Below are 20,740 nucleotides of genomic sequence, written 5' to 3'. Positions count from 1 at the left end.
TATAATTCATTAAAAAACAAGAAGGAAGGGAAGATCAGAGATGGAGAAAACCTACTATTTGACTGTATTTGATTCGTCAGGTGAAACCTTATTAAACGAAAAAATCACCACAGATAGTGATGAAAAAGCAAAAGAATTAGGACGTCATCGTTTAATCGAACAACAATACACAAAGCATTCTCACCGGCTCGTAAATGATGCAGGTAAACTTCTTTTATTTGAACGTTAAAAAAGCCGGCATCCGCCGGCCATTCAATCTTCTATTTAATGAAACACAGGACGTCTTTTTTCCAAAAACGCTTGAACACCCTCCTGATGATCACGGCTTTGTCTCAGTCTAGCTTGTGCAGCACGCTCTTTTTGAAGAACGGCTAACAGCTGTGATTCTGACTGCTGAAAATAAATCATCTTTGTTTCAACAAAGGCTTGAAGTGGCATATTCAAAAATGGCTTGACGCACGCTTTTTGATACGTATCCACCTCATCTTGAAACACACCGTCTGCAAGGCGAAGCTTGAGCGCTTCTTCAGCCGGCAGCTTTTGTCCGCTCCAAATCAATTGTTTAGCGGTTTGTTCACTAACTCTTTTGGTGAGGAAAAAATGCCCTCCGCCATCTGGGATTAACCCGATTCCATTAAAGTTCATGGCAAGTTTAGCATCTTGATGCATAAACAAATAGTCACAGCTAAGGGCAAAGCTAAAAGCAAGACCAGCCGCTGCCCCGTGGACAAGTGCAATCGTCACTTTTTTCATACTGGCTAAAGAAAGTGTAATTCCCTCGATCAAATCCATCACGCGATGAAAATCTTCTTCACGATCTTGCTTTAGCATCATGCCAATATCTCCGCCTGCTGAAAACCCTTTGCCCATCCCCTTAAGAACAACAATTTTCGCACTGCTCTCACTCGCTGTATCACACGCTTCCTTCAATTCAGCAAACATGTCAACATGAAACGAATTATACGCTTCAGGCCTATTGAAAACGATTTCAAAAATATCCCCGTCTACCTGACAATTGATATATGTCATCATCCATTCCCCCTCTTTCTTTTCAAACTCATAACTTACTTCAATTTCCATCAAGTAATTCCTTTTCCTCTACATAAAAAATTTCAAGATCAACTGATACTAAAATAAGCATAATTGTTGAAACGAGAAATATATTTTTATATAGTAAAATAAGAAATAAAACATCATTTGAAAGGGGGAGGATGATTGATAAGAAGTTCCATATGTATATTGATTAGCTGCATCGTCATGTTTTCTCCCTTTTCAAATGTCGTTTTTGCTTCGCAAGCAGAAGCGAGCACACCGAGCCTGATTTCTCCATCGATTTATGATGAAGAAATCAACGCTGTGAAGACACCTCCATTTTCAAAAAAACATGCATCATCTCTTCTGTTAAAACAGAGGTTATCAATGGGCGCTTCAAAAGCTTTTCTTGTAAAGCTTGCACCAGCCACAGCGTTATCTATTGATATATGTTTTTTAGAAATGAAGTGTGCAATCCCCATTATGTACCAATCAAATTACCTCGACTGATTCATTTTATTTCATCCGTACTCACTATATGAAAAACAAAACCTATCATATTCGGAGGGATAAAATGAACATTAAAGAAAATGATCTTCCTGGGATTGGAAAGAAATTTGAAATTGAAACGAGAAATAGAGAAAAGATGACGATTGTGATTCATGATGATGGCAGACGGGAGATTTATCGTTTCGACGATGAAGATCCAGATGAAGTACTGTCCACCATTTCTCTCGATGATGCTGAAGCCCGGCAAATTGCTGCCATTATTGGCGGTATGGTATATAAGCCGCAAGCACTTGAAACGATTGAAATGGCGTTCAATGATTTGATCATTGAATGGTTTAAGGTAGAAAAAGACGCAAAAGCGGTTGGACATACACTCGGCGATTTAGATGTGAGACAAAATTATGAAGTCACCGTCATTGCGATCATTAAACATACAAATGAAAAATTACTCAACCCCGGTGCCGATTCGATTATTCAAGCAAATGATACGATGGTCATTTCAGGCGAAAGAAAACACTTGAAGCGATTGATACGTGATTTTCTTTCTAGAGGGGGAGAGTGATGAATGGATCATTTAGTCTTTGAAGTTGGAACGGCGCTTATTCTCATCGCCATTGCCAGCTTAATCGCCAATAAAATTAAATTTTCTATCATTCCTTTTCTCATTGTCCTCGGGATGATTGTTGGTCCGCATGCACCAACCATCGGGATCATTGATTTGAAGTTTATCGAGAGCACCGAGATTATTTCGTTTTTTGGTAGAATGGGTGTCCTGTTCCTTCTATTCTACCTCGGGCTTGAGTTCTCTGTCGGCAAACTCATAAAATCAGGTAAATCCATTGCAGTCGGCGGATCTATTTATATTTTGATCAACTTTAGCTTAGGATTGCTTTATGGGTTTATCACAGGCTTTGGATTCCTTGAAGTTCTCATTATGGCAGGCGTTATCACCATTTCATCCAGCGCCATTGTCGCCAAAGTCCTTGTCGATTTAAAACGGACAGCGAACCCTGAAACAGAGTTAATTCTTGGGATTATTATGTTTGAGGATATTTTTCTCGCCGTCTATTTATCTGTCGTATCCGGTCTTGTCCTTGGAGATGCCACGTCCGTTGGCGGTGCCTTATTATCTATTTTAATCGCTTTTGGTTACATGATGATTTTCTTTATCATCGCACGTAAGCTACCAAAACTATTAAACAAACTATTCGATATCCGTTCAAATGAAGTATTTATCATTGTCATTTTTGCCGCTTTATTCTTCGTGGCTGGTTTTTCAGAGACGATTCATGTCGCAGAGGCCATTGGCGCTCTCTTACTCGGTCTTGTGTTTTCAGAAACAGAGCACTCAGACCGCATTGAACATCTCGTTGTTCCTTTTAGAGATTTCTTTGGCGCCATGTTCTTCTTCAGCTTCGGACTGAGTATTGATCCATTTACATTAGGAGATGCCTTCTGGCTTGCGATCGGCGCTGTCATTCTCACCTTAATTGGGAACTTCACCGCCGGGATGTTTGCTGGAAGAAGAGCCGGTTTCTCTCATAAAGCTTCTTCTAATATTGGATTAACCATCGTATCAAGAGGAGAGTTTTCCATCATTGTAGCCGAACTTGGGATTGCAGGCGGGCTTGCCGCTACATTGAAGCCATTTGCTGCATTATATGTATTAATCCTTGCGATTTTAGGACCGCTAGTGACGAAAGAATCAAAGCGTATCTATCAAATCCTAAACAAAATCTTCAAATGGAAAACTGAAAAACCAAAAGTAAAAAGAGAAACAACCATTTAATTGAAAAGGGCCCTGTGCTGGGGCCCTTTTTTTATTTTATATCTATTCAAATTGCTGAAATGCTGTTTCTTGCTTCACTTGTTCTTTCGTATCCCCGCGAATGGTTCGGATGACTTTCTGATTGCGGTAGATCGATAGTTTTAAATTGGTCGCCGCTGTTCCATGAGAGTGATCGAGGTTCGTGAATGTAAAGAAATGATGAGACCGTTTGTCTTTAAACACAAGCCTGAAGTCGTCTGTCACTTTAAAATGCTCATCGCTTTCCCATTCAATCAATGGTTCATACACGCTAAACCATTCCGGAATATTAGGCGTATATCCTGTAGCCAATACCACATGATTGGCTGTGATTTTCTTTTCTTTCTTGAGCTGCCATTGTTTCAAATGCAGCTCTAACTGCTGCTCATCCTCCATATGTATCGCTTCAAGCTCAGTCATTGGCTGAATGAGTACAGAAGGCTCTTCACCTGAAACGGAGCGATGGTACAATTCCTGATAAATACGAGAAAGCGTCGATGCATCTATGCCATTCCTTAATCCTGCCAGTCTAGGCAATGTGTTCATCCGTTCTTCATAAGGAAGGGAATGAAAATATTCAACATACTTAGGTGTAAATAGCTCCTGACCAAGCTCCGCTGTCTCTAGTTCTCTAAATTCACTTGAACGTGTAAACCACGAAAGCTGCTGTCCTTTCTTCTGATGCTGAAGCAGGTCTAAGAAAATTTCAGCTGCACTCTGACCTGAACCAATCACCGCCACCGTTTCAGCTTCATGAAGTTCTTTTTGTTGATCTACATAACGACTGCTATGGGTCACATGCGGCAACGCAGCTTCTGGCACATCGACAGGGACCATCGGCTTGCTTCCAGTTCCAAGGACGACATGCTTTGCACGATATTCAGAAAGCGCACCATCTTTCAACCGCCGAACTTTTACAAGATACCCGTCTTCACAGTCGGTCACTTCTTCCACCTTCATCCCGAACTGACAGCTATCTAATTCACCTGCAACCCATGATAAATACTCATTGAATTCTCTCCGGGGGATATCAAATTGTTCAAATGTATAAAATCGGTGAAGCCTGTTTGATTCATGTAAATAATTTAAAAATGTATACTTGCTCCTTGGATTAGCCATTGTCACAAGGTCCGCTAGAAAGGAAACTTGTAAGTCCGTTCCTTTGATGAGCATACCAGGATGCCAAGCAAATTCGGTTTCCTGTTCAAAAAAACAGCATGTCACATCTTCATACTCCTCTAATAAAGCGGCCAATCCTAAATTTGCTGGCCCAATCCCAATTCCGATCACATCCATCATATGTACACCTGCTTTATCTTTTTACCCCCTATATACCCTTTTACAAATGAAAAAAACACTGCGTCACCGCAGTGTTTACATGTGAGAAACAAATAATGACTCAAGAAACTGAATCTTCTCTTCCGTATAGTGCTCATAACGATCATTATAAGACTTTGGATCTTTTGGATTGGCATACTGCGTAATTTTTCCGGTTCGCGGATCAATGAATTTACTCGCAGCGCCGCATCCAATGCCAATGATCGTCTGCACCTCTTCCATAATGATAATATTATACAAACTTTCCTGTCCATCTAACGAATACCCGACATTTTCGAGATTCCCCAAAATGTTTTTTTGTCTGTATAAATAGTACGGATGATAGTCATGTGCCTTTGTCCAAGCAACCGCTTCATCCATCATACGTGTGATCTCTTCACGGTCTGCCACTTGATACTTTTCCTTATTGCGGGTCATTTCAGACGCTCTCTTAAAGGAAAGGGTATGCACCGTTAAAGATTCAGGCTTCAGTTCTTCTGTTTGCTGCAAGGAATGTTGGAATTCCTTTAGCCCTTCTCCTGGCAGCCCGATGATTAAGTCCATGTTAATATTATTCATGCCATACTGCCTTGATAAATGATACTTTTCAATCGTTTCTTCCACACTATGGTGCCGGCCAATCGCTTTCAATGTTTCATTCTCATATGATTGCGGATTGATACTAATCCGGTCAATATGATAACGGTTGAGCACCTCCAGCTTATCAGGTGAAATCGTATCAGGTCGTCCCGCTTCTACAGTGACTTCCCGAATATGTTTCACATCTGGAAAAGAGCGATACATCTCCTCATACAGCAAATCCATTTCTTCTGCTGTAATACTCGTTGGAGTACCTCCGCCAAAATAAACAGTCGTCACTTTAATCCCATGTTCCTTTAACCATTCGCCCATTTTTTGCATCTCATAATGCAGCCCAAAAAGAAACGTTCCTACTCTTCCAGCTTGTCCTTGAATGGCATAAGCAGGGAACGTGCAATAAGCACATTTTGTTGGACAGAAAGGAATACCGATATAAATACTCACTTCCTCCTGCAGATCGTACAGATCTGGAATGGCTTTGATTTGACGATCAACAATTTCCTGCATCAAATTGATCTTTTCATCATGAATCAAGTAATCGCGCTTTAACGCTGCATGTGCTTCTTCCTTTGTCATGCCTTCTCTTAGCATCTTATGAAGTAATTTCGTAGGACGTATCCCCGTAAGAATCCCCCATTTTTGCGTCATTCCTGTATATTCCTGAAGCAGATGTAAATAAACAGACAGCACAGTGTTTTTGATTTGCTTCCAGCGCTCTTTATCGTTCAAGCCCTCCGGCATCTCTCTTGTAAAACGACTCGTCATATCTGATCCAGCAATATGGCCAGAAGCCTCCACCATACCGCCAGTTTCTTTCCAATCAAACACCATGACCAGGCCATCGTTCGCTTCACCTGAATCAAACAGCACTTCACTATCTTCCTCGAATAAATTGGCTATATTGACAAGCGGTCGATGAAATCGTTCATTAGACAGCCCTTTAACTAAAATTCGCATCATATCACCTTTATCTTCAAACTTGTTTCATTTTACAAAATTCATCTAGGAAAAGCAATGAAGAGAACAGACGAAGGCCCTGCCATTTCTTAATAGACAGGGCCTTCACTATATTATCGTTTAATATCAAATTGATGTAAAAAACCTTCCCTTTGCTGCATTCTAAAGTATTCTTTGATCATATAAGCAACACCCTGTTCATCATGAGAACGTGTCACCCAATCGGCTTTACGTTTGACCGAATGAGGTGCATTCCCCATCGCAACGCCTAAGCCAGCTAACTCAAGCATCGGGATGTCGTCTGTCCCGTGACCGATCACGACCGTATCTTCTAATGTAAAACCTAGTGCTGAAGTTAAAAGAGAAAGTCCTGCTTCTTTCGATACCCCTTTGCATACAATGTTCATTTTCTCATCACTGATCTTAATCAGATCAACAGATGGGAATGCTTGTTGAATGGTTGTGTGGATTTCAGGCTGAAGTACTGCCGTCGAATACACTTCAATGACAGGTGTGCTAACCGGTTCATCCATGAGCATATCACTTAATGATTCAACAAATTGAACGGGATAGAAAATGGGATCAGACGGATGAATCAACGTTTTTCCCATCAGTTGAGACTGTGTTTTTTTCCGATTGCCGATTGAGAATTTTTCATGTAACAAGCGAACATTACAATCAAAGCTTTCAAGGATCTGCACAAGATTAAATGTTTTCTCTTCCGTTAATTTCTTCACATGGAGCGGCTCATCAAGCTTATCAGCGATAAATGCACCACTATGCGTCACAAGAGTTGAAGTTGGTATTTTCAACGCCTTGGCAATTTTTTGTGCAGATCGAAAATGACGGTTGGTGACAATCGTCACGTAAACCCCTTTTTTCTTAACATATTCCACAGCTTCTTTTGTAGCGGAATGGATTTTCCCATTGGAACGAAGCAACGTTCCATCTATATTGAGTGCAAGTAGCTTTTTTGACACTGAGGCATCCCCCTTCTTGATGACTGTACTTACGATGAGGATATGCCCTAGCTTATCGCTTTAGAACATGCAGTTGAAGCAGCCCTTGTTTTATGCCTCAATCGCAAATAAAAAAAGCCTACCCCTAGGCTTTTTTTTATGTATGGTTTGGATGCGTAACAATGGCGTGATGAAGCTCCCCATGATCCCCTCATCTTTCACACACCAAAGCATTGCTTATATCATATCCCCTTATGCTTTGCTTTTCTCCCAGAAGCGCTTCTCTCTCATTTGGCTCATCGCCGTCAATCCAAAGTGGAACGCACCCAATTCATCACGATAGCGCTTTTTGAAAGCACTTTCAATAAGTATTATCGCAGAATTTACGAGCTTCGACAACCCTTTTTTTAAAGATATACAAGCGGCGATATGAATGAAAAAAAGGGCGAATATGATCGCCCTTTCAATTAATTTTCTTCAGTATTTCCATAAAGCTCTTCAAGAGGCTTCATGATAATTTTATTTAATTCACCGATGAGAACACTTACGCGTTGTTCTGCTTCCATCAACTGAGAGATTTTATCGTGCTGCTGCACAAGTGCAACCGTTTTTTGCGCTTGCTCTACTTCTTCTTGTGTAATCTCTTGACCAGTCATTTGTTTTTGTTGAAGGTTTACTTGAATGTCACGGAAGTTCTCAAACATTCTTTTAGAGGATTCATCCCCGTTTACCTCATCATAAAGATTTCTTAACGCTGAATATTCTTCGCTATGACGCAGTGCTTTTTCAAGGTCATATGCAACATCATAAAGATTTACAGACATGTTATGTCTCCTTTCTATCCGTTATCACCGATATGGATCGGCGGACACCACTCCACTATAACAAACTATGGCTTTCGTTTCACATATATACAATAAATTCATCGAAATTTCTCGATCTTGCCTTAGAATAAGGTGACAAAAATCGCTTGGACAGCACCGATCAATCCACCTAAAAGACCGCCTAAAAATGTGATCATCTTCAGCTCCTTATTAGATATGCTGATCACAAGCTCTTCCATTTTTTCAAGCGGGAAAAGTTCAATTTGTTCACGAATAATTTCTTCAAATTGGAGCTTTGCGAGCAGTCCCTCAAGCGCATTAGATGCGGCTTCAATCCCTTTATCAATGAGAGATGGAGCAAATTTGGTCTTAAGATCATCCGCTACTGCACTGATGTAAACTCCTACTGGTCTATCTAACAGCACCTTTGTAGAAAAATGTGAAAGCAATTGCTTTTTCACACTAAATAGAAGCTCCTTCACATTCCATTTTTCATCAAGCTCATGTAAAGAAAATTGCTTTACCTTGTCCCATTCTTGAACAAGTAAATCTGATAAAAACCTTTTTGTCTCTGCATTCTTTAAGAACTTCATCATTTCAGGATGCACGCGATCAATTAAGCTTGAATTCCCTAAAAACATTTGGACCATACTGCCAAGCATTCCTCGTTCTTTTAAGAAATCATCTATCATATGACCGAGTCTTGCTTTTCCCTCATCACTTTCAAAATAATGAATGCCTCTCTTTAAAATATAATCTGCGGCATCTGGAATTTTTGATGCAAGCTTATTTTCTACATCCTGTGGCAACAGCTCAGACAATGTTTGCTGATCATACTTTTCAAGCAGTGAGTGGAGCTTATGATCAGTCCACTGATGAAGCCATGCGTCAGCTTTAACGTCAGCCTGTGAAAAACCGTATTTTTCTAACATGGAGAAAACCGTCATTTCCATATCAGCACCTTTATCAATATATCGGTGCACTGTCCGCAATATCTCTTGCTTTGCCTCTGATGATTCAAATCGTTTTTTAATGCCCTCTGGCGTTAGTAAATGCTCCATCACCATGACGCCAACCTGCTTGGCTACTTCATCTCTTCTTTTAGGAATGAGACCCGGTGTAAATGGGAGCTGCTTCCCAAATAAATAATATGGCTTATACGGACGAAAAAGCATTTTAATCGCGAGATGGTTTGTTGCTGCCCCTATCACTGCACCTATCACAATCATAAAGATAAACGTTGTGAATATATCCAAAGTCGTCATCTACCTTTCAAACAACACCTGAAGTTTATTGTTTTTATCTATACGTATTATAGTTGTTGTCAAGAGTCCAAGCAAATGAAGCATTCAATGTGACATATGAGACAACGATCTGTCGTAATGATATAGGAACGCCAAGTTTATGTAAAATCAACAAAAAGTGTTTTTCAGATGTTAAAAAAAGAATTTGAAAAGTAGGTGTTGTTTCATGACGTCAACGCTCGGCATTGTCACTCTTTCTCCGAAGCATGAAGAAGCATTCACACATCAGCTTGCCAAAGCAGCCTCTTCTTTTGATTTAGAAGTTGTTCGTTTTTCACCTCTAGATTTAAAACCTGCTTCAAATGTCATTCACGGTCAAAAATTTAAGACTGGCAAAGGATTTGAAGCGTCAGAATTTCAGATTCCTGACTTGATTTATGATCGTTGTCTTTATCAGCACGACGCACAATCTAAAAAAGCAAAACCTATCATGAATTGGTTAAAAAAGTATCCAAAAACCGTTTTTTTGAATACTGGAATTTCAAATAAAATGCGGCTATTTGAGCAGCTCCGTCTCCTCCCTTCTTTACAACCATATTTACCTGTCTGCTCTCTATTGACAAAGCCTTCAGACCTTCTCAACTTGGTCAGAAAGGGCGGATATTGTAAAATACAGCCGCTTTCTCAACAGCACGCAGCACCCTCTTGCTTCATTTCTTTAAGAGACAAATCACTCATTACTGTGCAGCTAAACGCTCAGCAAATCATCACCTTTTCACATTCAGAAGAGGTTGAGCGTTGGTGCAAAAAGTATATCGGCCGATCTTTCCTTCAATTTTTTAACACGAATGATCAAAAAGACGTTATATTCAATGAAATTAGGATTTTTCTTATAAAAAATTCACAAAATCAATGGAATAGCATGGGGATTCATACAAAACCATCAGTAGAAAACAGCCTTTTAAGCAATACACAAAATTCCATTCATGTGGTAGCCTTTGATCACTATTTAAACTCATTAAAGCCACACATCAAGGAGCTATTGTTAGATGATATTGCCTCCATTCAGTCATCTCTTCCAGCGTTTATAGACAAAACTTTCTCACCGTGTATTGAATTCGCTATAGACTTGCTTCATACAAATGAAGGCAGACTTTTCATCTCAAATGTAAGATCAAAGCCAGGACGATCCTCTTTTTTAAAAGCTTATCCTGAGAAGGAGAATCAATTGATTCAGACCATACTTGAACATGCCAAATCGATGATGGCTGAAGAAAAGGAGGTTCCTTATGAAGAGAAAACGCTACATCATCGCTCCTCATTCAGCAAGTGAAAAAACAGTATATCTCCCTGCTCAGTTTAAAGAGCAGGAGGCAATTTTATCTATTGCTTTAGGTTCTTGTTTAGTAGATGATTTCGCCATTTCCTATCATCATCAATCTCAAATGATTTTATTATCAGAAGACCTTTATCGCGCTTTACTCATTCCATACAAAACGAAAGCTGATGTCATATTAGTTCAACATACACTCTATATAGGACCTCTCATCGGCATTTTCACTGCAGGATTCGAACAAAATACAGCACCTTTAGGCGCAAGATCTTCCTATTTTATGAAATTGCTGCAATCTTGCAGGCAGCATGCTGGTTTTGCATATCTTTTTGGTACTCATTCTATCGATTGGGATAAAGGAATAGTAGAAGGTTTGCTTTACCAAGAGGAGCGCTGGGTAAAAAAGCAGATGCCCCTCCCATCCGTTGTTTATGACCGGCTGCCTAATAGAAAGGCTGCTCAGTCGGCATTCATTCAAGAAACAAAACGAAAACTCACTCAAGATTACGATATCCCTTGGTTCAATCCTTATTTTTTTAATAAATGGGACATTCATGAACAGCTATTAACAGATGAAAAAACAAGCTCTTTCTTGCCACATTCTATACGATTAGATCCTGTTGATGCTTTAAATAAAATAGAAACACTCCTTCATCTGCATCATGTCATTTATTTAAAACCAACAAACGGCAGTCACGGAGACGGTATTTATCAGTTAAAGAAGGCGGAAAACGGGATCACTGTCTGCTCAAATAAAGGGAAATCCACTTCATATCATTCCGTAGACCATTTCGTGAAAAAACTGCGGGAAGATTGTGCAATTCAAGACTTGATTGCACAACAAGGCATTGAGCTTCTTCAAATAGACAATCAACCACTGGATTTTAGAATTCATACGAATAAAAATAAGTATGGTCATTGGACTGTTACAGCCGCTGCTGGAAAAGTTTCAGGAGATCACACTGTCACAACCCATCAACTGCATGGTGGTTCAGTAAAAACACTGTATGATATCTTTCCTGATGCAGAGAAACGTTTGAAGGTTTTGCAAGAGCTCTCTGATACTGCCCTCGCACTTAGTCGTGTGATAGATGAAAAAATGCCCGGTCTGATTGGGGAAATTGGTTTTGACTTAGGTATTGATCACTTAGGTGCTATCTGGATGTTTGAAGCCAATTCTCGTCCAGGCCGCGAGATTTTTCTGCATGCACCATTGAAAAACTCAGAATGGCTGATTGGGAAAAGAATCGTTGAATACGCATCTTACCTAACACAAATGGCTCTTACTCCTATAGACCATGCAAACGCCTACTGATGTTTTCTTTTCATGTCTCTGAAATCTGTGCTTTCCCTATGCTCTTTTCATCAGATGAGATACAATAAAACCAAGTTCAAGGTTGTTTCCGTATTGTCGTGTGTATTTATTGTTTCATCAATAAAAGCAAGGAGGCAATGATGATATGATTTCTCATTTTCAATGGAAACCTCTCTTTAAAAAAGCGCAATTACCTGGCTGGAAAATATCCTTTTTTCATAATGGTTCACACTATGAAGGCATTTATCACAAAACGGGTGATATTGAATGGGGCTCTCAGCTTCCGCCTCATGAAGTTGAGCCAACCTTAAAAGAAGAAATCCACGAATTAATGCTATTCCATGTGTATGATTAAACTGTTTAAGGAGCCTCGCCATGTTAGAAAAACTAAAACTTGTTTACGGACACCATATCATCAGTTCACCAACAAATGATAAACAAATTCTCTGGTATCAAACAGACGAAGGCGAAATTTTTGGAGTAAACAAAACGGAGCTAACAGAAAGGGAAGCGCTTCTTCTCAATTCATTCCTCACACCAATTGATGTACCTCATACGCAGGAAACGGAAGAAGAACAGAAATGGTACAGCTATCTCTTTGAAAACAAATCAATCACCATCGATCAATCCGTCCGTGTTTATTTTTTCAAAATGGATCACCAAGCAGAACAAAGGCAGCAAATAAAAGAGGCTGTGAACAGCAGCCTCGAACATATTCATTTCATATGGACAGGCACTGAAACAGCTATGCTCATTCAAACAAACGCTACATCAGAAAATGGTCAACTTGAACAGCTACATGATTTGTCTCAAGCCATCACAAGTGATTTTTTAACAGACGTTGTCTTCATGCAAGGACAGCTGCATTTGCCGAATGGAAATTTAAAAATGAGATTATTAAATGAACATCAGCTCTTTTTATGGCATCTGAAGCAAGGAAAACTTAGGTCAGGGGTTGCAACATTTTATCAATGTTTACCTGCTTTCATTCGCCACGATACAGACATGGTTTCTGCCGCTATTTCAGATGCATTTATAGAAACAATCTTTGATCGGGACGTTTACCGGACTCTCACGACCTATATGCAGTGTAATTTAAATGCATCGCAGGCAGCAAAAGCGTTATATGTTCATCGAAACAGCCTCCAGTATCGGATTGATAAATTTATTGAACGGACAGGACTAGATATACGGCATTTTCAAGAAGCGTCAGCTGCTTATTTCATGATGAATCTTCTCGATCTTTCTTAAATGATCCTATCATGAGCACCTTGCCTAAAAATGAAAATAAGATGTTGTGCACGTTGTCCATTTACAGACACCCTTCCTTTTTATACACTTCATTTATAAGTAAAGCGCTTTCAAAAAGGACTGGGAGGCTACCACCTATGGCTGAAATGATGCTAAATCAAATTTATAAAGTGTACGATAACAAAGTAACAGCAGTAGATAACTTTAATCTACATATTGAGGATAAAGAATTTATTGTGTTTGTTGGTCCATCTGGGTGCGGAAAATCAACAACCCTCCGCATGATTGCAGGCCTTGAAGAAATTTCACAAGGGGATTTTCTATTAGACGGCAAGCGAATGAATGATGTGGCACCAAAAGACCGGGATATTGCGATGGTTTTCCAAAACTATGCCTTATATCCTCATATGAATGTGTACGATAATATGGCTTTTGGATTAAAGCTTCGAAAATTTCCTAAAGCAGAAATTGATGAGCGGGTACGAAACGCTGCAAAAATATTAGGGCTTGAACAATACTTAGATCGAAAACCTAAGGCATTGTCTGGAGGTCAAAGACAGCGTGTTGCACTTGGAAGGGCCATTGTACGCGATGCAAAAGTCTTTCTTTTGGATGAACCTCTCTCTAATTTAGATGCTAAGCTTCGTGTTCAGATGCGTGCCGAAATTTCTAAACTTCATCAGCGGCTGCAGACGACATTCATCTATGTCACACACGATCAAACAGAAGCCATGACAATGGCTACTCGGCTTGTTGTCATGAAAGATGGCTTTATTCAGCAGGTTGGCGCACCAAAGGATGTGTATGAAAACCCGGAGAATGTCTTTGTAGGAGGATTTATTGGCTCTCCAGCGATGAACTTTTTTACAGGAAAACTGTCTGACGGAGCCATTGCCATTGGGAATACGCACATTCGTGTACCAGAAGGAAAAATGAAAGTATTACGCAGTCAGGGCTATATCGGAAAAGATGTGATTCTAGGCATCAGACCAGAAGATTTCCATGATGAGCCTGTGTTTATAGAGGCTTCTGAAGGAACAAAAATTGAAGCAAACGTAGAAGTGGCTGAATTAATGGGAGCCGAAACGATGCTTTATTCTTCTCTCGCTGGTCAAACGTTTATTGCACGTGTTGATTCTCGCACAGATATTCAGGCAGGTCAGACGATCCCTCTTGCCATTGATATGAATAAAGCGCACTTCTTTGATACAGAGACTGAGCTCCGCATCCGCTCAGCTGAATAAGAAGACGTTCCACAAACCATCACCATTGGGTGGTGGTTTTTTGTATATGAAAACAACATTTACCATGTTCTTTTTCCGTATGTTTTTTTCGTAGCGAACCATAATATTTAGTACAAAGCAGTTACCGCATTGGGTTCGCCAAGTGGCAAATGACTTGGTCATTTCGCTGGTGCGACTCCAGCAAACCCAACCAAAAAAATCTTATATAAAAAGGAGATTCACATCATGGCAAATTCTAATAGTTCAAATCAATTACTAGTTCCTGGAGCAGCGCAAGCAATCGATCAAATGAAATACGAAATCGCTTCTGAGTTTGGTGTAAACCTTGGAGCAGAAACAACAGCTCGTGCTAACGGTTCAGTTGGTGGAGAAATCACGAAACGTCTTGTATCTTACGCTCAGCAAAACCTTGGCGGAACAAAAGCTTAATTTCATATCTGGATCATAGAAGGCACCTCTTATGGTGTCTTCTTTTTTTGGTTTTATCCCTCACCGATTCCTTTTGAATTCATATGATGTATTAGAAAGGAGCGGATCTTTATGGACATTATTTCAGGTGTGAATTTTGAACTTCTACAATTTGTCGGTCTCTCTCTATTATGTGAATATGCTCATAGTATTCGGTCCTTTCATCTTTATAAAAAAAGCATGACATAAAACTGTACCATTTTAAGTTCTTTTCACTTATAGTATGTAGTGGAGGGATCGATCAGATGAAAATAGCTCTTTTCGGTGCTCATGGACGTGTAGGACAAGCATTTCTTCGTTTCGTAAAAGAAGATGATCGTTACATGGTTCGCTCGTTAATTCGGACAAACCGGGAAGAAATGCTTGCGGGTATGTTTCAAGTCACCGGCAATTCCAGAAATCAAGAGGATGTGCTTGAAACAATTAAAGGATCAGATATTGTCGTGAGCTGTCTATCAACAGATGGTGATGATACTTTATCTGTTTCAATGGAGCATATCGTACAAGCCATGAAGCAAACAGGAACATCAAGAATTATAACGATTGGCACTGCGGGGATTTTGAAAGCAAGGCAGCAGCCTGAGCTTTACCGCTTTGAAACAAATGAATCAAGGCGAACCACTTCCCGAGCTGCTAAAGAACATGCCAAAGCATTTGAAATTCTTCAATCAACTGAACTAGATTGGACAATCATTTGCCCAACCTATTTACCAGATGGAGAAGTGACACGGTCATATCGCTATGAAAAGAATTTTCTCCCTATAGATGGACAGAAAATCTCAGTTGAAGATACCGCACACTTTTTGTATCAGCAGTTAAACTCAAAAGAATTTGTGCATCAACGCGTTGGTATCGCTTATTGACCATTACAAACACTATCATGCAAACTGGAAATTTTATATTTAGGACTTAAAAAAGTCGAGGTATTTCCCCTCGACTTTTTATGACCATATAAATTTGACCATGTATTACAAAAAATTATCAGAGAGTGATCCAACCGGATTTTGAATGAACTCGCTTGATTACACCTGTTCCTGTAACAAATCTAATTCTTTTCCCATTAACTTTGTATTCAATAAAAGGCAGTTGTACATCAATTAAATCATACTTTTTATTTTCGTGTAAAAACTCTTGTAAATCGCCCATTTCATAGTAACCATTTTTTACAAGCTTATCTAATTCTGCTTGTGCACTAGGTGCTATTGTAGCTAGTAAACCTGTCACTCCAGTAACTACTCCTGTAGGTGTATTAGCAATAAACAATAATCCAAGTATTGTTGAACTTGCTCCTAGTGCATCTTTTAAATTGCTATAATCTTTTTTTTGAAATGCTTTTTTATAAACATTCCGCTGGGCAGATTGCATATTTAAGACTTGATCCAAGTCTACAGTAACCCTATCAGCATACTCTGACGAATCAATATTACCTAAAGCATGGATTTGTCCATTTTGATCATCAGCCTTATAAGATTGAATTTGTGATGATAAATCAGATTTTGTCTCAACCACTTGTTTCTTTGGCGATTTCTGTTCAGCTGCTGATGCAGATAATGTAACTCCACTACTAAACCCAGAAAAAATTAATAATGTTGCGGTAATCAAGATGACATTTTTAAATAATCCTTGTTTACTCTTCACTTTCAATCCTCCTCCTCTTTTTTATTCATATAATACAATATCAAAAAAAAAGAAAACACAATATGCATATAGATGAAAAAACTAGGATTTATGGATAAAAACACATTAATAATCCATTTTTATGAGTATTTAGAATTAATTTCATTCTTAATATATCACTGTCGTTATTTACATCCCTTCAGTATTATCGTAAAAAAGCCTCTTTCAAATTGAAAGAGGCTTTTGCTACTCATCCTATCAGCCGCTCGTCACAGCTCCCTTTTGTAATTCGTACATTTGCGCATACAGTCCGCCTTGCTCCATGAGCTCTTCGTGGCTGCCGCGCTCGACAATCTCACCCTTTTCTAACACCAAAATCATGTCAGCTTTCTTAATAGTAGATAATCGGTGCGCAATGACAAAAGTGGTTCGTCCTTCTTTGACGACATCCAGTGCCCGCTGAATGATGGCTTCTGTTTCTGTATCAATGTTAGCCGTCGCTTCATCTAGAATTAAGATCGCTGGATCGTATGCCAGTGCACGGGCAAATGAAATCAATTGACGCTCCCCAGAGGAAAGAGTACTCCCCTTTTCAACAACTGGTTCATCAAAACCTTCAGGCAAATGATTTAATAGTTCTGCTGCGCCCACTTGCTTTAACGATGTTTCAATCGTTTCTCTTTTAATGTCTTCATTTCCTAAACTGACATTGGACGCAATCGTTCCAGAAAATAAATAAGGATCTTGCAGTACAATGCCCATTTGTTTACGCAGCGTTTGGCGCGACTGATCATAGATGCTTTCTCCATCAATGAGGATGTCCCCATGCTGAATATCATAAAAACGTAGCAGCAAATTCATGATCGAACTTTTCCCAGAACCGGTATGTCCAACGAGTGCCACCGTCTGACCTTTTTTCGCCTCAAAGGTGATGTTCTTTAATACATTTTTCCCTTCATTATACGCAAAGGTAACATCCTGAAATTGGACGTGTCCCTCTAGTTTCTTCTGAATTGGTTCTTCCACTTCAGTACCTGGCTCATCTAATAATCGAAAGACCCGTTCAGATGAAACCCTGGCTAATTCTAATCTAGAGAATTGATTCACAATGCCTGTAATCGGCTGGAACAAACGATTTAAATAATCGACAAATGCATAGAGCACCCCAATCGACACAATGCCCGTCGCACTTAAGGACGCGCCGCCAAAATACCAAATGAGTGCGACATATGCTAAGTTCCGAAGCAGATTCACCAAGTTATGTGAAAGCAGTGAATTTAAATGAAGCATCTTTCGCTGATATCGAAAGTGATTGTTATTCAGCTCATCAAATTCTTCTTTCGTTGCTTGTTCATGTCGAAATGCTTGAATAATCGTCATTCCTTGAATGGCTTCATTTAGCTTGGCATTAATTTCACTAATGATGGAACGAATGCGGTGATTGTAAACCGACGCAAACTTTCGATAAGTCATCGACCATAGGAAAATAATCGGAACAGCCACTAAACAAATGAGCGCCAGCTTCACATTTAATAAAAACATGGCGGTATAAATACCAATCATGTAAATGGCACTTGTGACGAAATTCGCTAGTACTGTAACATATAAATCACGAATGGTTTCTGTGTCATTCGTAATCCGGGCGACAACCTTTCCAGCCGGTAAATTATCAAAATACCGAATCGGAAGCGTTTGAATATGTTCAAATACGTCCACTCGCATTTTTTGAATAATGCGATTTGCAATACGCTGGAGTAAATAGTGCTGCCCATATTGAAAGAAAATCGCAATGACGAGTATCCCAAAATAAAATAGAACAAGCTGTACCAAACCACTGATTTCCGGCTGATAAAAAGCAAAGATTTCCTCTTTGGATAAACGCTGTACCTGATACGTCTCACGTTCGCTCCCATTTTCAATGGTGAGCTGATCCCCTTCTATTGTCCTGCTCCCGTCAAATCGAATCGGTTCATTCACAAAATAGTACCCAAATCCGACTTGCACGACATTGATTTGCTTTCCAGCTTCATTTTGATTCTGTAGCCGGTCACTTCTTATATAGTTATTTCCCTGGTAATAAACCGTTTTATCTGTTTTTTCATTTACCTCAACATACGGTTTTTCTACACCTAAAATATGATCATCAATCATTTTTTTCCCAATGAAAGGTCCTGTCAACTCAGCACCAACTGCAATGATCAGAAAGATCAAAGCAACAGACAATACTTTTTTATATAGGAGTGCATAGGCAAGAAGTCTTCTCCCTGTTGTCATGCCTCATCCCCTCCTTCCAGCTGATTTGTCAGCTGTTGACGCAGAAATTGCTCTTTATACCATCCATCTTGCTGAATAAGCGCTTGATGGGTTCCCTTTTGAACAATACGTCCTTCTTCCATGACAAGAATGAGATCCGCATGCTCTACAGCTGATAGACGGTGGGTTGTAATAAATGTCGTTTTTCCATGACGATTTTGTCTTAAATTCTCTAAAATAGCCGTTTCTGTTTTTGCATCAACTGCAGATAACGAGTCATCCAAAATCAAAATGTCTGGGTCAATTAATAAAGCACGTGCAATGGAAATCCGCTGCTTCTGTCCTCCTGACAGCGCCACTCCCTTTTCTCCAACCATGGTTTCCAAGCCTTCTGGTAAAAGGCGTAAATCCTTTTCAAAGTAAGCATCTTTAATCGCTTGTGCTAATTCAGCTTCTCTCGCGTCTCTATGACCGAAACGCATATTCTCTTCTACACTTTTTGAGAAAAGGACATGATCTTGCGGAACATAGCCAATCCATTGGAACAGTTGATCCAATTCAATGTCCTCAATTGGAACACCTGAAAGCAAGATCTTCCCATCACCTGTCGGATACTGACGAAGAAGCTGTTTTACAATCGTTGTTTTTCCACTTCCCGTTTTTCCTGTAATACCAATCGTTTGCCCTTTTCGTACAGTAAAGGAGACATCTGTTAGATTATCTTTAGAGGAAGTTGGATACCTAAATGTCACATGTTCAAATTGTATATCGCCAGGCTCTTGTAATCTTTTTGGCTTTGCTGCGTCAGTTACATCCGGTTGATAACTGAGTGTATGATTCAACCGGTCTAATGAGGCATTTCCTCTTTGCATGATATTAATCAATTCACCAATGGCAAACATTGGCCAGATCATCATCCCCAGATAGACGTTAAATGCGACAAGCTCACCAATGGTTAAATCACTTTGGAACACAAGATATGCGCCATAACCGATACCGATTAAATAACTGATCCCCACAAGCAATTTCACCGTCGGCTCAAACAATGAATCAATGATCGCTACTCTCATATTTTTTTGAAAGACATCGTCTGTCATTTCTCGAAAGCGATTCACATCTTGTTTTTCCTGCACAAAAGACCGAATCACCCGAACGCCGGCAACTGATTCTAATACACGATCATTCATATCACCAAATGCATCTTGAGCGACTGTAAAGCGTTCATGAATTTTACTGCCATAAAACGCTATCAAAATCGCCATCAGCGGCATCGGAATAATGGCCATTAAAGTTAATTTCCAGCTGATCGTCAGCCCCATTGTAAAAAAGATCATCAGCATGTAAGCAGTGGAATCGACTAATGTTAAAACGCCAAAGCCTGTTGTTAAAGCCACAGCATTCAAATCATTTGTACCTAGCGCCATTAGATTTCCGGTTTTTTTCTTTTCATAAAAGGTGGGTGTCATCTTCAGTAAGTGGCGCATTAATTTTCCGCGCATCACACGCTCCATGACATTCGCGCCGCCAAATAACTGATACATCCAAAAGTAGGTGAGCGCATAGACACTGACACCAAGTAAGCAAAAAATGGTTACGTAAAATAAGATACTGGATGTTGTAAATTGACCAGACCGAATGTCATCAACTGCTTGACCTAGATACCTCGGTGGCAGCATTTCAAGCACATTCACAATGAGCAGCAGCGTAATGGCGATTGTATAGCGCCTCCACTCTTGTTTAAAGAACCAGCCTAATTTCACAAATACTGAAAACATGTTTGTCTCTCCTTTTAAAGCTAGCCGCTTTCTATATTTTCCTGATTGTCACCTTGTTTCGTTTTTTGAACTTTTGTCATTTGTCTTGCCTTTGGCATGTTCACATGCTTTCACTCCTCTTCATTTAGTTGTTGATGCATTCCATTATTTCGAGATACGAAATGTATACAACAAAAAAAGAGGCAACCAGCTAACTGGTACGCCTCTTTTATACATGATAAAAAGGCGCATGTT

20 protein-coding genes are annotated in these 20,740 nt (G+C 39.6%); 11 read left to right on the top strand and 9 right to left on the bottom strand.

Annotated elements, in window-relative coordinates:
- Positions 1 to 40 precede the first annotated feature (40 nt).
- Positions 41 to 229: a YhzD family protein gene (locus NSQ52_RS05070; protein ID WP_024719988.1), complete on the top strand. Its 189-nt coding sequence runs from the start codon at positions 41 to 43 to the stop codon at positions 227 to 229.
- Positions 230 to 264: 35 nt separating this feature from the next.
- Here the strand turns inward: NSQ52_RS05070 and NSQ52_RS05065 are convergent, their stop codons facing one another.
- Complete coding sequence (locus tag NSQ52_RS05065) at positions 265 to 1,080, bottom strand: enoyl-CoA hydratase (RefSeq protein ID WP_342473967.1); 816 nt, start codon at positions 1,078 to 1,080, stop codon at positions 265 to 267.
- Positions 1,081 to 1,215: 135 nt separating this feature from the next.
- Between NSQ52_RS05065 and NSQ52_RS05060 the strand changes: the two genes are divergently transcribed.
- From NSQ52_RS05060 to NSQ52_RS05050, 3 genes are all read left to right on the top strand, one after another.
- Positions 1,216 to 1,542, top strand: coding sequence for a potassium:proton antiporter (locus NSQ52_RS05060; protein ID WP_342473966.1), 327 nt, complete (start codon positions 1,216 to 1,218; stop codon positions 1,540 to 1,542).
- Between the two features lie 64 nt (positions 1,543 to 1,606).
- Positions 1,607 to 2,104 (top strand): cation:proton antiporter regulatory subunit, encoded by a 498-nt coding sequence (locus NSQ52_RS05055; protein ID WP_017366937.1) that lies wholly within the window; start codon positions 1,607 to 1,609, stop codon positions 2,102 to 2,104.
- Positions 2,105 to 2,107: 3 nt separating this feature from the next.
- Positions 2,108 to 3,331: a cation:proton antiporter gene (locus NSQ52_RS05050; protein ID WP_007497140.1), complete on the top strand. Its 1,224-nt coding sequence runs from the start codon at positions 2,108 to 2,110 to the stop codon at positions 3,329 to 3,331.
- A 42-nt stretch (positions 3,332 to 3,373) separates the two neighbouring features.
- Here NSQ52_RS05050 and NSQ52_RS05045 read toward each other — a convergent pair whose 3' ends face one another.
- The 5 genes from NSQ52_RS05045 to NSQ52_RS05025 all read right to left on the bottom strand — a co-directional run bounded on the left by NSQ52_RS05045 (position 3,374) and on the right by NSQ52_RS05025 (position 9,262).
- Positions 3,374 to 4,648, bottom strand: a complete 1,275-nt coding sequence (locus NSQ52_RS05045; RefSeq protein WP_342473965.1) for a SidA/IucD/PvdA family monooxygenase — start codon at positions 4,646 to 4,648, stop codon at positions 3,374 to 3,376.
- Positions 4,649 to 4,723: 75 nt separating this feature from the next.
- Positions 4,724 to 6,223, bottom strand: a complete 1,500-nt coding sequence (locus NSQ52_RS05040) for a coproporphyrinogen III oxidase (RefSeq protein ID WP_249855784.1) — start codon at positions 6,221 to 6,223, stop codon at positions 4,724 to 4,726.
- Between the two features lie 113 nt (positions 6,224 to 6,336).
- The gene (locus NSQ52_RS05035; RefSeq protein WP_335352535.1) at positions 6,337 to 7,203 is read right to left on the bottom strand and encodes a Cof-type HAD-IIB family hydrolase; all 867 of its coding nucleotides are present in this window, start codon (positions 7,201 to 7,203) and stop codon (positions 6,337 to 6,339) included.
- 446 nt (positions 7,204 to 7,649) lie between these two features.
- On the bottom strand, positions 7,650 to 8,006 hold the full coding sequence (locus NSQ52_RS05030) for a YlbF family regulator (RefSeq protein WP_008348927.1): 357 nt from the start codon (positions 8,004 to 8,006) through the stop codon (positions 7,650 to 7,652).
- 122 nt (positions 8,007 to 8,128) lie between these two features.
- A complete protein-coding gene (locus NSQ52_RS05025) occupies positions 8,129 to 9,262 on the bottom strand; it encodes a DUF445 family protein (protein ID WP_024719981.1) in 1,134 nt (377 codons plus the stop codon).
- A gap of 214 nt (positions 9,263 to 9,476) precedes the next feature.
- On the opposite strand from NSQ52_RS05025, the gene NSQ52_RS05020 reads away from it, so the two are divergent.
- The 7 genes from NSQ52_RS05020 (at position 9,477) to NSQ52_RS04990 (ending at position 15,724) form a co-directional block, all read left to right on the top strand.
- Positions 9,477 to 10,583, top strand: a complete 1,107-nt coding sequence (locus NSQ52_RS05020) for a YheC/YheD family protein (RefSeq protein WP_342473964.1) — start codon at positions 9,477 to 9,479, stop codon at positions 10,581 to 10,583.
- The gene (locus NSQ52_RS05015) at positions 10,540 to 11,898 is read left to right on the top strand and encodes a YheC/YheD family protein (RefSeq protein ID WP_342473963.1); all 1,359 of its coding nucleotides are present in this window, start codon (positions 10,540 to 10,542) and stop codon (positions 11,896 to 11,898) included. Before NSQ52_RS05020 ends, NSQ52_RS05015 begins: the two co-directional genes overlap by 44 nt.
- Before the next feature lie 145 nt (positions 11,899 to 12,043).
- Positions 12,044 to 12,253 carry a YheE family protein gene (locus NSQ52_RS05010; RefSeq protein WP_008348933.1) on the top strand — a complete coding sequence of 70 codons (210 nt, stop codon included), beginning with the start codon at positions 12,044 to 12,046 and terminating at the stop codon, positions 12,251 to 12,253.
- Positions 12,254 to 12,273: 20 nt separating this feature from the next.
- Complete coding sequence (locus NSQ52_RS05005) at positions 12,274 to 13,149, top strand: helix-turn-helix domain-containing protein (protein ID WP_025207024.1); 876 nt, start codon at positions 12,274 to 12,276, stop codon at positions 13,147 to 13,149.
- Positions 13,150 to 13,286: 137 nt separating this feature from the next.
- Positions 13,287 to 14,393: a sn-glycerol-3-phosphate ABC transporter ATP-binding protein UgpC gene (ugpC, locus tag NSQ52_RS05000; protein WP_024719977.1), complete on the top strand. Its 1,107-nt coding sequence runs from the start codon at positions 13,287 to 13,289 to the stop codon at positions 14,391 to 14,393.
- Between the two features lie 225 nt (positions 14,394 to 14,618).
- Entirely contained in the window at positions 14,619 to 14,822 is a 204-nt protein-coding gene (locus tag NSQ52_RS04995; RefSeq protein WP_008348940.1) for an alpha/beta-type small acid-soluble spore protein, read from the top strand.
- 284 nt (positions 14,823 to 15,106) lie between these two features.
- The gene (locus tag NSQ52_RS04990) at positions 15,107 to 15,724 is read left to right on the top strand and encodes an NAD(P)H-binding protein (protein WP_008348943.1); all 618 of its coding nucleotides are present in this window, start codon (positions 15,107 to 15,109) and stop codon (positions 15,722 to 15,724) included.
- 118 nt (positions 15,725 to 15,842) lie between these two features.
- Here NSQ52_RS04990 and NSQ52_RS04985 read toward each other — a convergent pair whose 3' ends face one another.
- The 3 genes from NSQ52_RS04985 to NSQ52_RS04975 form a co-directional block, all read right to left on the bottom strand.
- The gene (locus NSQ52_RS04985; RefSeq protein WP_135009095.1) at positions 15,843 to 16,499 is read right to left on the bottom strand and encodes a hypothetical protein; all 657 of its coding nucleotides are present in this window, start codon (positions 16,497 to 16,499) and stop codon (positions 15,843 to 15,845) included.
- A 237-nt stretch (positions 16,500 to 16,736) separates the two neighbouring features.
- The gene (locus NSQ52_RS04980; RefSeq protein ID WP_342473962.1) at positions 16,737 to 18,752 is read right to left on the bottom strand and encodes an ABC transporter ATP-binding protein; all 2,016 of its coding nucleotides are present in this window, start codon (positions 18,750 to 18,752) and stop codon (positions 16,737 to 16,739) included.
- Positions 18,749 to 20,506: an ABC transporter transmembrane domain-containing protein gene (locus tag NSQ52_RS04975; protein ID WP_024719974.1), complete on the bottom strand. Its 1,758-nt coding sequence runs from the start codon at positions 20,504 to 20,506 to the stop codon at positions 18,749 to 18,751. Before NSQ52_RS04975 ends, NSQ52_RS04980 begins: the two co-directional genes overlap by 4 nt.
- Between the last annotated feature and the right edge of the window lie 234 nt (positions 20,507 to 20,740).

Source organism: Bacillus sp. FSL W8-1141, assembly GCF_038593205.1.
Classification (GTDB): domain Bacteria; phylum Bacillota; class Bacilli; order Bacillales; family Bacillaceae; genus Bacillus; species Bacillus altitudinis.
The sequence above is the reverse complement of the archived record's forward strand: the minus strand, read 5'-3'. Positions and strand labels throughout refer to the sequence as shown.